The organism is Bacillus sp. MMSF_3353 (assembly GCF_030733445.1).
Classification (GTDB): Bacteria; Bacillota; Bacilli; order Bacillales; family Bacillaceae_G; genus Bacillus_A; species Bacillus_A wiedmannii.
The window spans coordinates 150,081-162,522 of sequence record NZ_JASHJA010000007.1 but is presented as its reverse complement, the minus strand read 5'-3'; the positions used below and the strand labels follow the sequence as shown (position 1 = coordinate 162,522).

Sequence of the window (12,442 nt, the reverse complement as noted above, 5' to 3'; positions counted from 1 at the left end):
ATATATTACGAGTAGGTGATTTTGTGGAAAAAGAAAGGAAATATGCTATTATGGCAGATGGCAGTCAAATTTATTACGAGAAAAGCGGACGAGGTTTTCCACTATTTTTGTTACATGGGAATAGTGGCAGCGGGAAATATTTCTCTAAGCAGGTGCCTGAATTGGAAAAGTATTTTCAAATATTCTTAGTCGATAGCCGTGGGCATGGGCGTTCGACTAACGTCTCCAAAAATTTAAACTTCCCACTAATGGTCGATGATTTGAAAACAATAATGCTTTTAGAAAACATTCGGAAAGCAGACTTTCTCGGGTTTAGCGATGGAGCCAACTTAGCAATGATGTTTACTACTTCGTATCCCGAATACGTTCATCGACTCGTTTTAAATGCAGGAAACACAAAAACAAGTGGAGTTCGTTTTTTATTGTTAGCAGCTATTTATGCATTGTATAGTTTTGTTTTCATTCCGTCCTTATTTAGTAAGAAAATACAGCAGAAACTATCCATTCTCAGTTTGTTACTCCATGATATTGGTGTCTCAAAATTAGATTTAAAACAAATAAGTTGCCCGACTTTAATATTGGTTGGGGAGCATGACATTATAAAACGCAAACATTCCATATACTTAGCAAAGACAATTCCAAATGCTTCATTTGTCTCAGTTTCTGGACAGGGACATACATTTGCACGAAAAAATCCCCAACAATTCAACCAAGAAATTTTAAAGTTTTTGAAAGAAAAGTCAAGTTGAGGACTGAAAAATTTACTCAGACGTTAACTGTATATAAAGTTGAAAAGATACTTAAAGATGGTCAGTACAAGCCTAGATTTATTCTAGAATATTTGTAAGTAAACTAGAGGTAACAGATCTTGTCATGAAAGAAGCGAAAAAGTATACTGACAAATTAAATGGAATTTAAAAAAGATGACTTCTGGGAATACAGAAATCATCTTTTTTTGTCCTACTTATTTAAATGTTAGGTTTTGCTATAACTTGAACTTTTGAAAGAGAACCATCATTATTTCTAAATTTTATTTTGTATTCACCTTCAGGAAGCCAATCACTCCAATTTATATTAAATTCATTGATTGCTTGTTCCCCAGTTTTTAAAGTTCCGTCAATCATCCAAGAACCTTTAGCGTTATATAAAGTGTAACTAAAAGGAGAATCATATATATTTTTTACAAAAAGGCTTAATTCATCACCGTGAGAGTAGTTAAAGCCAGAAATACTTGATCCGAAAAAGTGAATTTCTTCGTTCGCTATTTTATGATATTGGGCAACTGTAGCGGTTGCATGAGTATCTTCATTCGTCGCCAATGTTACATTATAACCTATACAAAAAGATAACATAATAGCAGGAATTACTAGCAACTTTTTCAAAAGAAACACTCCTTATATGTTGTTTTACATATATCATGATAATTGAAATATGTTGGATATGTAATAGTTTGATGTGAAAATTTACAAATGCATTTAATTATTTACGTTTTTTAAACTACTGACAAATATATCGGTTCATAGGCTTGAAAAAAATATTGATAGAATTGAAAGAATATTTTATAATTTTAAATTATATGTTTGTTTCGAAAAACGGAATTTAAGTTCCGAAATTCGGAACAAGAGGGAGATAGAATGAGTATAAATAAAACGGCAGTTAAGACAATGGATATTTTAGAGTTGTTTTATGAGCATGAAGAGCTAAGTTTAACAGATATGGTTCAGCTTACGAGTATGCCGAAAACATCTGTTTATCGTTTAATTGGCTCGTTAGAAGAAATGGAGTTTTTACAAAAAAATGAGAAGGGGAAGTATCGTATAGGAGTCGTTTTTTTACGGTTCGGTCAACTTGTTTCACAAAGATTATCCGTAAGAAATATTGCGATTCCATATATGAAAGAGCTTAGAAATAGTTTAGGACAGGCAGTTAATTTAATTATTCAAGATGGTCATGATGCGATTTATGTGGAAAAGATGGAAGGTGCTCAGCCTGTACGCGTGTATACAGCTGTTGGAAGAAGAGCGCCACTTTATGCTGGTGCATGTCCGAGAATTTTACTTTCGTATTTCTCTGAGGAAGAGCAACGGAAATACGTAGAGGAAACGGATTTAAAACAGTTTGCAGATGGAACAATCGTGGATAAGAAACAATTGCTAGAAGTGTTACAAGTGGCGAAAAAGGAAGGACATACAATTAGCTACTCTGAGTTAGAAAATCATACAGCGGCTATAGCAGCGCCCATTTTCGCAAGCGATGGAACAGTTGTAGCAGGTATTAGTATTTCGGGATTAGCAATTGAGTATAACGAAAGTAACATTGCATATTTTATTGCGAAGGTGAAAGAAACAGCACATCGAATTTCGAAAGAACTCGGCTTTTTGGCATAGAAAGAGGGAGTAGGATGAAATTTTCTGCGTTAGGGGATCAAGCAATTATTGTTACATTTGGTGAAGAAATTGGGATGGAGACATACGAAAAAGTGCAGCGATTATTTCAAGCGTTGAGACGGCACCCGTTTACAGGAATGGTTGAGTGTGTACCATCTTTCACTTCATTAGCGGTCTACTACAATGTATACGAAGTATGGAAGCGAAATGGGAGAAGTGAAGGATCATATCATTACGTTTGCCGGTATATACAGGAGCTTTGTAATTCGTATCAAGAAGAATTAAATCAGGATATGGAACATATTTCTATACCTGTTTGCTACGGGGGGGAATATGGACCTGATTTAGAAGAGGTCGCACATTATAGAGGATTACGAGCGGAGGATGTCATTCGCATACATAGTGAAACAACATATTTTGTATATATGTTAGGCTTTACACCAGGATTCCCGTATTTAGGAGGGCTATCAAAAGAGCTAGAAACACCTAGAAAAGAAACACCACGGTTACAAATTGCTCCTGGTTCGGTAGGTATTGGCGGAAATCAAACAGGTATATATCCGCTTGAAACACCGGGTGGATGGAATATTATCGGTCGAACACCAATCTCCTTATTTAATCCAGAAGAAGAAACACCAACATATATTCAAAGCGGTATGTATTTACGATTTATCCCAATAACGAAGGAAGAGTACGTATCACTTGAGGGGGCTAAAGAATGGATGTAGAAGTTTTACATGCAGGAATGTTTACAACAGTCCAAGATTTAGGGCGAGCTCATTATCAACAATACGGTGTACCAGTTGGCGGGGCCATGGATCAAAGTGCACTTCGGATGATCAATATGTTGGTCGGTAATGAAGAGAATGAAGCGGGACTCGAAATGACAATTATGGGGCCTAAATTGTTAATAAAGAAAACGACTTTACTTGCGATTGGCGGAGCAAATATGGAGCCGTTACTGAATGGGAAGCGTATTCCATTATGGCGTCCCATTTTAGCGGAAGAAGGTAGTATGCTTTGTTTTGGGAAAGTGAAAAGCGGTTGCAGAGCGTATGTGACTTTTGCAGGTGGTATACAGATTGATCGCATAATGGGAAGCAAAAGTACTTACATACGTGCTGCAATTGGTGGTATTGAAGGAAGAATGCTGAAAAAGGGAGATTATTTTCAAATTGGAACGCACACAGAAATGGCGAGTCATTGCATTCAAAACTTACAAAACGATGAGCGAAACAAAACGAAATGGGCAATTAGCAAAAGCGTACTGCCAAAGTATAAGAAGTATCCTAAGCTGCGTGTCATAACTAACTTTGAATATGATCAATTTACAGAAGAAAGTATACAGGCATTTTTTACGAAAGAGTATAAAGTATCTAATTACGCTGACCGTATGGGTTATAGAGTTGAAGGAGAAGTTTTAAATAGAGTGGAAGAAAAAGAGATTTTATCGAGTCCCGTTACATTCGGAACGATTCAAGTGCCAAACGGTGGACAGCCGATTATATTAATGGTAGATAGGCAAACGACAGGTGGCTATCCGAGAATGGGAAATATCATTTCAGTAGATTTACCTCTTCTTGCTCAGCTAAAACCGGGGGATTATGTTTCATTTGAGAAAATTACGCTTGAAGAAGCGGAACAATTGTACATAGAACAAGAAGTAAATATGAATCTATTAAAGAAATTCATCGCTTTACGAAGCTGACATTGGGAGGGAAACATCGTGACGACAATCGATTTAAACTGTGATTTAGGAGAAAGTTTTGGAGCTTATAAAATGGGGAATGATGATGAAATTCTTCCGTTCGTTTCCTCTATAAACGTTGCTTGTGGTTTTCATGCGGGTGATCCGACTGTAATGAGGAAAACGGTCGAAAAGGCACTGCAGCATAACGTAGCAATAGGGGCACATCCTGGTTTTCCTGATTTAATTGGATTTGGAAGAAGAAATATGAACGTTTCACCAAATGAAGTATACGACTATGTATTGTATCAAATTGGTGCATTAGATGCTTTTGTGAAAGCAGCAGGCGGGAAAATGCATCATGTGAAACCGCACGGTGCTCTATATAATATGGCGGCGACTAATCCGGTAATTGCAGATGCAATTGCGAAGGCAATTTGTCATAGTAATCCCAATCTATTACTTTACGGATTAGCAAATAGCGAGGCGTTTATACAGGCTGCGGAAAAATATAATGTAACTCTCGTACAAGAAGCTTTTGCTGATCGTACGTATAAACAAGATGGGACATTAACGAGCCGGACAGAAGAAAATGCGCTCATAAAAAATGAAGACGAAGCGATAAAGCAAGTGCTTCAAATGGTGAAAGAAGGGTATGTAAACGCGGTGAGCGGAGAGAAAGTAGCGGTTCACGCACAAACAATTTGTTTACATGGTGATGGAGAGAAAGCAGTCCAATTTGTGGGAAAAATATACAGAACATTCGAACTTAATGGTATTTCTATTTGTGCACCGAAATAAAAAATAGGGGGAAGTGCTAGAAATGATTAAATTAATCGGGATACTACTTGTTGCGGTGGGCTTTTTATTTAGATTAAATACACTTTTAGTAGTTATGGTAGCAGGTATTGTTACGGGTATGGTTTCAGGGTTAAGCTTTTATGATGTGATTAGCATGTTTGGTAAATTTTTCATAGAAAATAGATATATGTCTATGCCGATTATATTAACTTTACCGGTAATCGGAATTTTAGAGCGTTACGGTTTAAAAGAAAGAGCAGAAGCACTTATAACGAAATCAAAAGGCGCAACAACTGGAAGAGTATTAATGTCATATTTTACGATAAGAGAATCATCAGCAGCACTTGGACTGAACATTGGTGGTCATGCACAAACGGTAAGACCGCTCGTTGCACCGATGGCAGAAGGGGCTGCGCAAGGGAAATATGGTAAGCTCCCTGAAAAGTTAAGAGAAAAAATTAAAGCGAATGCAGCAGCTGCGGAAAATACAGCATGGTTTTTCGGAGAGGATATATTTATCGCGACTGGTGCTATTTTATTAATGAAAGGATTCTTCGATTCAGTAGGTATGCATGTCGGTGTATGGGATATGGCGCTTTGGGGCATTCCAACTGCAATATCAGCACTTATCGTAAGCTGGATCAGATTTAGAAGATTTGATAAATATATAGCGAAAACGATGGCATCAAAAGAAAAAGAAGAGAAGGAGGCAATATAAAATGAACATCATCACAATGGATACAATTTATTACGTATTAGGAATAATCGTTGCTTTTATCGCCGTTCGTATTGCATTTGATCGTCAACATCCAAATCGATTTGGTTCTAGCTCATTTTGGGCGCTATTTGCAGTTACCTTTTTATTCGGAAATGTAATCCCTTCGTTTTATGTTGGCTGTATCGTGCTCACTATGGTCGTGTTAGCTTCATTAAATAAAGTAACAAAATCAGAGGAGAAAGAAGTTCCAGTACAAGAACGTGTGAAACATGCGGAGAAATTAAAAAATAAAATTTTTATGCCTGCACTATTAATTCCTATTTTTACAATTATCGGTACGTTAACGTTAGGGAAGATTAAATGGGGGAATGTATCCCTTGTTGATCCGGATAAAGTCACATTAGTTGCATTAGCACTTGGGGCACTACTTGCATTCATTGCGGCGATGCGTATTACGAAATCGAAAATAACAACGCCTGTTCAAGAAGGAAGCAGACTATTACAAGCTGTCGGCTGGGCTGTTATTTTACCGCAAATGTTAGCAGCACTTGGCGGTATTTTCGCAAAGTCTGGCGTTGGACAAGTCGTTTCTGATTTAGTCGGACAAGTATTACCGACAGAATATCCGTTCGTTGCTGTTATGGCATATTGTTTAGGAATGATGCTCTTTACAGTCGTAATGGGAAATGCATTTGCAGCGTTTGCCGTTATTACTGGCGGAATTGGCTTACCTTTAATTGTTCAAATGCACGGAGGAAACCCGGCAATTATGGCCGCGCTCGGTATGTTTGCTGGATATTGCGGAACGCTACTTACTCCAATGGCAGCAAACTTTAATATCGTTCCAGCAATGCTTTTAGAGCTAAAAGATAAAAATGCAGTTATTAAAGCGCAAGTACCAATTGCTCTTTCAATCTTTATTATAAATATGTTTATTATGTACGGTCTTGTATATCGTTTCTAATTAGGAGGGAAAACTATGAAAACAGTATTACTAACAGGGTTCGACCCGTTCGGCGGAGAAAGCATTAATCCAGCTTGGGAAGTCGCAAAAAGTTTGCATGAAAAAACAGTGGGAGAATATAAGATTATTAGTAAACAAGTACCAACTGTATTCCAAAAATCAATCAGCGTATTAAAAGAGTATATAGAAGAACTAAACCCTGAAATGATTATATGTATTGGACAAGCTGGAGGCAGACCAGATATTACGATAGAGCGTGTCGCAATTAACGTTGATGATGCAAGAATTGCTGACAATGAAGGGAATCAGCCGGTAGATGTACCGGTTGTAGAAGAAGGACCAGCTGCCTATTGGTCTACACTTCCGATGAAAGCAATTGTAAAAAGGGTGCAAGAAGAAGGCATACCAGCTTCCGTTTCACAAACAGCAGGTACATTCGTTTGTAATCATTTATTCTACGGTCTCATGCATGAACTAGAGAAACGCGATAAGAAAATAAAAGGCGGATTTATTCATATTCCGTTCTTACCAGAACAAGCGAGTAACTATCCAGGTCAACCGAGTATGTCACTTTCTACGATTAGTAAAGGGATAGAATTGGCAGTTGAGGTAACGACGACAGTTGAGGTGGATATTGTTGAAATTGGGGGTACGACGCATTAAATAAATCGAATCGTACGACACCTCCTGTAAACAACTGGTATAATAAGTATAGGAAAATACATAGAGGTGATTTTTGTGCAACAATTTGAAGAAGTACGTTCAATTTTAGAAAAAGCGAAGAAAATTACAGTGTTAACAGGTGCAGGAGCAAGTACGGAAAGTGGTATTCCCGATTTCCGTTCAGCAAATGGATTGTATGCTGATGCGAATGTGGAGATGTATTTATCAAGAGGATATTATAATAGAAGCCCGAAAGAATTTTGGAAGCATTATAAAGAAATATTTCAAATTAATACGTTTCATCAATATAAACCAAATCGTGGCCATCGCTTTTTAGCTGAATTAGAAGAACAAGGGAAAGATATTACGATTTTAACGCAAAATATTGACGGTTTACATCAACTAGGCGGTAGTAAGCATGTCATTGATTTACATGGAACACTTCAAACAGCACATTGTCCGAAGTGTAAAGTGGGCTATGATTTGCAGTATATGATTGATCATGAAGTGCCTCGCTGCGAGAAGTGTAATTTCATTTTAAATCCAGACGTTGTTTTATACGGGGATACATTGCCGCAATATCAAAATGCGATAAAACGTTTATATGAAACAGATGTGCTTATCGTTATGGGAACGTCATTAAAAGTACAACCCGTCGCTTCATTCCCACAAATCGCAAAGAGGGAAATAGGGGCAATGACAATTTTAGTAAATGAAGAGTTAACAGGGCAAGAATATAACTTTGATTTTGTTTTTCAAAATAAGATTGGTGAGTTTGTTGAAGGGTTATCTTCAATGAAATAAGTTATCAAAAAAACTGAGGTATTCACCTCAGTTTTTTATTTGAATAATTACTGTTTTAAGCCACATGAAAACAGGTCGATAATGTAGTAACCACATCTCTATAATTTATAAAAAAGTGTTTCGTAGGTAAAACAGCAGAGTAAGAAGTAATATTATCTTTAGCGAATACACAATCGTCATAAAGTAAGCTAATGTGTAGCGGTTGTAAAGGTTCAATTTCGTTTTGTTTTAAGTATAAAACTAAGTCGTTATAAAGTTGCGTACTATACTCACTTACAGACCATTCTAATGAATGCTGACCTACTATGCTAGTCCACCATACTTTAAAACTATACAGCATTTCTTTAAAGGATTCCTCATTACAGAATTGAGTGTCAAAAAGCTTCTCGTAAAAGATATTATTTTCCTCATGAAAAATTTGTAAATCATATCGGTCGTTAGCAATTTGTTTACGAAGTATATGCCATAATTCTTTGAAATGATCTTCAAGGTCAGTAGAGAAATTTAATTGTCTTGCTGTGTAAGGAAACCGCAAATTTTCTTTGTTCTCATGTTGGTTAAGATAAATGTTTTGAATATAAATCATAAAGTTTAAACAATATGACGTATTAGTATGAATTGTGAATGAACCTTTCATTTCATTTTCTCCTTAGTAATGCCTTTTATTGTTAGTATACAGAGAAATGTAAATGAATGGTATAAAAAAACAATTGTATACACTCTTTCTGTTAGAAGAAAATTCATGTTATGCCGAATTAAGGGAATGGTAATAAATAGGATATAAAATTAAAATACTGAAAATTAAATCTTTTATTTCTTTTGTAATTAATATAAAATTCTATATATATCATATAAATAAATTTGATACATAATGGTTCTATGTAGAAATGTTAATAGAATGAAGCGAGGGAGCGAAATGAGACAGAAAAAGGAGCAGAAGAAACAATCGAAAAAGAAAAAGACTCATATTCCATTTCGATTAAATGTACTATTTTTTATCGTCTTTCTTTTATTTTCAGCTATTATAATTCAATTAGGTAAAGTACAAATTATTGATGGAGAAACGTATAGAAATGAAGTGAACAAAAAGGAAGATGTAACGGTAAGCACTCCTGTTCCTAGAGGGAAAATGTTTGATCGGCAAGGTCAAGTGATTGTAAATAATAAACCACTACGAACCGTTACATATACGAAAATGAAAGGGGTAAATTCGAAAGAAGTTTTACAAGTAGCAAGAAATTTAGCCCAACTTATTGAAATGTCGCCAGAAGATATCAATAAGTTGACAGAAACCGATAAAAAAGATTTTTGGATGCAGCTAAATGAAAAACGAGCAGCAGAAAAAGTAACGAAAGAAGATGAGAGTGCATTTAGGAAGCAAGAGATTGAGGGGAAAGAATTAGATAAAAAAGTTGAAGAGTTGCGCCGTGAAAGAATTACGCCAGAAGAATTAAGCGAACTATCAAAAGAGGATCTAGAAGTACTAGCAATTAAAAGTAGGATGAATGCGGGATATAAAATGACGCCGCAAATTGTTAAAAAAGATGTAAGTCAAAATGAATATGCAATCGTAAGTGAAAGATTGGCAAGTTTACCAGGAGTGGATACGACAGTCGATTGGGAACGTGAATACCCAAATGATAAAATACTTCGTTCCATACTTGGTAGCGTTTCTACTGAAAATGAGGGCTTGCCAAGAGAACAGTTAGATTATTATTTAGTGCGTGATTATAACCGAAATGATCGCATTGGTAAGAGCTATATCGAGAAACAGTACGAAGATGCATTACATGGAACGAAAGAACAGTCTAAAAATATTACGGATAAAGCGGGGAATATTATTCGGACGGAAAAAGTGACTGAAGGAAAAAGCGGAAATAATTTAATGTTAACTGTTGATATGGAGTTACAGAAAAAAGTAGAGGAAAGTCTTGAAAAGAATTTACGAGCATTTCATTCTGCAGAGCCAATGATGGATCGTGCATTCGTCGTAATGATGAACCCGAAAAACGGGCAAATTTTATCAATGGGTGGAAAGAAAATTGTAAATAAAGATGGTGGCATGCAAATAGAAGACTTCGCTTTAGGAACGATGACAAGTTCTTATGAGTTAGGGTCAACTGTGAAAGGGGCTACGTTATTAGCCGGATATCAAACTGAAGCAATTAAGCCGTATACGCACTTCTTTGATGCACCAATGTATTTTAAAGGAAGTTCTAAACCAAAGAAATCGTGGAAAGACTTTGGTGATATTGATGATTTAAGAGCTTTACAAGTTTCATCGAATGTTTACATGTTTAATACAGCATTAAAAATGGCAGGTATAAATTATGTACCAAACAATCCGTTAGACATTAAACTAGAGACATTTAATAAAATGCGCTACTATTTTAGACAGTTCGGATTAGGTGTACCGACTGGAATTGACTTGCCGAATGAATCGATTGGTCAAATGGGTAGAACGGATAACATACCTGGTTTTTTACTTGATTATGCGATTGGACAGTACGATACATATACACCGCTGCAACTTGCTCAGTATATTTCAACAATTGCAAACGGCGGTTACCGAATGAAACCACAAATTGTACAAGAAGTGAGAGAGCAACCACATAGACCAGAGGATGTTGGAAAAGTTGTTCGGTCTATTGAACCAGTTATTTTAAATCGAGTGGATATGGACACTTCATACATTAATCATGTAAAAGAAGGATTTAGAAGAGTTTTTCAAGAAACTGACGGAACAGGTACTGCAACGTTTAAAGGATTACCGTATAAACCAGCTGGAAAAACAGGAACAGCTGAAACTGTATACGGTGGAGAAAGTGATATTGGAAGAGATGAAAACAATAACCGAAAAAAATGTTATAATTTAACTCTTGCCGGTTATGCACCATATGATGCTGATCCGGAAGTTGCTTTTTCAGTTGTTGTACCTTGGGTGAATGATGACAAATCAGGAATTAATTCCGCGATTGGTAAAGAGATTTTGGATTCATATTTTGAATTGAAAGCGAAAAGAGCGGGTGGAAATCCAGTCCCAGTAGAACAGCCGAACAAGGCACAGTAAAAATAGTATCACTGCATGGAGATATATTGTGCAGTGATATATTTTTTGAGTGACTAAGCGTTTAAATAAGGTGGGAATGGATATGAAACAGGAGATTAAAAGAGGCTGGGGGAAATACATACTCTTCGTGTTTGTTTTGGTAGTAGCCTATCATTCTTTTACTTTATGTAAAGTGGAAGGGAAATCGATGCAACCGACTTTATATGAAGAAGACTACGTATTTGTAAATAAAGCAGCAGTACATTTTTTAAATTTAGAGCACGGAGAAATTGTCATTATAAAGGAAGAGGATGAGTCGAAATATTATGTAAAACGAGTAATAGGACTTCCTGGTGACGTAATTAACATAACGAATGGATCAGTATATGTGAATGATAAAAAGCAAGAAGAACCGTATACAAATAAAGATTTATTTAATAATACGCAAGTGTTTTATAACTTTCAAAAGACAAAAATCCCGCCAAATAAATTATTTGTAATGGGAGATAACCGTGAACTTAGTAGAGATAGTCGAAATGGCTTAGGATATATTGAAGAAGATAATATAATAGGCAAAGTGGAATTTGTATATTATCCTTTTTCAAAAATGAAGATTATAGAATAAGTGGGGTTATACACAACCCCACTTATTAAAGTTTCACTTTATCTTCTTTAAAAAACCTTTTGGATTAAATGATATGAAAAACTTATGTTTAGATTCATCAATTATGAAGTTGTTGTTTTTAGCTAAAAACTCTTCTACAGCTTCCATTGGGCCAGGACCCCAATCGGGAGAAACAGGATTTCCATTAATAGATGTATCCTCTACAATAATATAACTACCAGTAGTAACGATAGATTTATAAAGTAAAAGTTCTTTTGATACATGCTCTTTACTATGATCAGAATCTAAAATAACTAAAATCACATCATCAGGTTTGCGCATATTTAATATAGTTTGAACGGCATGTACAGAAACAGAAGAAGCTGTTACATACGTAATTCGGTCATGGGATGGACGATTTGGTTGAGGGAATATATCAATAGTAACAACGTGACCCTTTCCAATTAAATCTAATATAGAAGCTAAATACAATGCGCTACCACCATAACAAGTGCCACATTCAATAATTAAATCGGGTTTTAATTCGTAAATAATTTCTTGATACAAAAAAAGATCAGAGGGAAGTTTGAGAATGGGGACACCAAGCCAGTGTGTATCATATAACCAGACTCGACTATCGTAATATTGTTTTAAAAACTCGCTACTTATGTTATCGATTTTGAACACTCCTTTCTGAAACGAAAGTTGTACAATATAATATGTGAAATATAATTATAAGGAGAATGTTTTTTAATAAAAATGAGC

The 12,442-nt window shown here is 35.7% G+C and carries 14 protein-coding genes; 11 read left to right on the top strand and 3 right to left on the bottom strand.

The genetic code is table 11. The annotated features are described in order from the left end of the window. Positions 1-23: 23 nt before the first annotated feature. Positions 24-749 (top strand): alpha/beta fold hydrolase, encoded by a 726-nt coding sequence (locus RBB48_RS17555; protein WP_088063881.1) that lies wholly within the window; start codon positions 24-26, stop codon positions 747-749. A 219-nt stretch (positions 750-968) separates the two neighbouring features. Here the strand turns inward: RBB48_RS17555 and RBB48_RS17550 are convergent, their stop codons facing one another. Next, on the bottom strand, positions 969-1,382 hold the full coding sequence (locus RBB48_RS17550; protein WP_306007902.1) for a hypothetical protein: 414 nt from the start codon (positions 1,380-1,382) through the stop codon (positions 969-971). Positions 1,383-1,634: 252 nt separating this feature from the next. Between RBB48_RS17550 and RBB48_RS17545 the strand changes: the two genes are divergently transcribed. The 8 genes from RBB48_RS17545 to RBB48_RS17510 all read left to right on the top strand — a co-directional run bounded on the left by RBB48_RS17545 (position 1,635) and on the right by RBB48_RS17510 (position 8,024). After that, positions 1,635-2,387, top strand: a complete 753-nt coding sequence (locus tag RBB48_RS17545) for an IclR family transcriptional regulator (RefSeq protein ID WP_306007901.1) — start codon at positions 1,635-1,637, stop codon at positions 2,385-2,387. 14 nt (positions 2,388-2,401) lie between these two features. Continuing rightward, positions 2,402-3,115 (top strand): 5-oxoprolinase subunit PxpB, encoded by a 714-nt coding sequence (gene pxpB / locus RBB48_RS17540; protein ID WP_306007900.1) that lies wholly within the window; start codon positions 2,402-2,404, stop codon positions 3,113-3,115. Then, positions 3,106-4,095 (top strand): 5-oxoprolinase subunit C family protein, encoded by a 990-nt coding sequence (locus RBB48_RS17535; protein ID WP_106382940.1) that lies wholly within the window; start codon positions 3,106-3,108, stop codon positions 4,093-4,095. Before pxpB ends, RBB48_RS17535 begins: the two co-directional genes overlap by 10 nt. An 18-nt stretch (positions 4,096-4,113) precedes the next feature. Next, the gene (gene pxpA, locus RBB48_RS17530) at positions 4,114-4,875 is read left to right on the top strand and encodes a 5-oxoprolinase subunit PxpA (protein WP_306007899.1); all 762 of its coding nucleotides are present in this window, start codon (positions 4,114-4,116) and stop codon (positions 4,873-4,875) included. A 22-nt stretch (positions 4,876-4,897) separates the two neighbouring features. Beyond that, entirely contained in the window at positions 4,898-5,593 is a 696-nt protein-coding gene (locus RBB48_RS17525) for a DUF969 domain-containing protein (protein ID WP_142293500.1), read from the top strand. Between the two features lies 1 nt (position 5,594). Beyond that, positions 5,595-6,557: a DUF979 domain-containing protein gene (locus RBB48_RS17520; protein WP_088063875.1), complete on the top strand. Its 963-nt coding sequence runs from the start codon at positions 5,595-5,597 to the stop codon at positions 6,555-6,557. Positions 6,558-6,572: 15 nt separating this feature from the next. Continuing rightward, positions 6,573-7,220 carry a pyroglutamyl-peptidase I gene (gene pcp, locus RBB48_RS17515; RefSeq protein WP_088609225.1) on the top strand — a complete coding sequence of 216 codons (648 nt, stop codon included), beginning with the start codon at positions 6,573-6,575 and terminating at the stop codon, positions 7,218-7,220. A gap of 75 nt (positions 7,221-7,295) precedes the next feature. Beyond that, the gene (locus RBB48_RS17510; RefSeq protein WP_142293499.1) at positions 7,296-8,024 is read left to right on the top strand and encodes an NAD-dependent protein deacylase; all 729 of its coding nucleotides are present in this window, start codon (positions 7,296-7,298) and stop codon (positions 8,022-8,024) included. A 55-nt stretch (positions 8,025-8,079) separates the two neighbouring features. Here the strand turns inward: RBB48_RS17510 and RBB48_RS17505 are convergent, their stop codons facing one another. Then, a complete protein-coding gene (locus RBB48_RS17505; protein ID WP_097907974.1) occupies positions 8,080-8,661 on the bottom strand; it encodes a hypothetical protein in 582 nt (193 codons plus the stop codon). Positions 8,662-8,940: 279 nt separating this feature from the next. On the opposite strand from RBB48_RS17505, the gene RBB48_RS17500 reads away from it, so the two are divergent. Both RBB48_RS17500 and lepB read left to right on the top strand, forming a co-directional pair. Next, positions 8,941-11,094, top strand: coding sequence for a peptidoglycan D,D-transpeptidase FtsI family protein (locus RBB48_RS17500; protein WP_088609222.1), 2,154 nt, complete (start codon positions 8,941-8,943; stop codon positions 11,092-11,094). Positions 11,095-11,176: 82 nt separating this feature from the next. Continuing rightward, a complete protein-coding gene (gene lepB / locus RBB48_RS17495) occupies positions 11,177-11,698 on the top strand; it encodes a signal peptidase I (RefSeq protein ID WP_306007898.1) in 522 nt (173 codons plus the stop codon). A gap of 33 nt (positions 11,699-11,731) precedes the next feature. Here the strand turns inward: lepB and RBB48_RS17490 are convergent, their stop codons facing one another. Then, complete coding sequence (locus tag RBB48_RS17490) at positions 11,732-12,364, bottom strand: cephalosporin hydroxylase family protein (protein ID WP_306007897.1); 633 nt, start codon at positions 12,362-12,364, stop codon at positions 11,732-11,734. Positions 12,365-12,442: the final 78 nt, after the last annotated feature.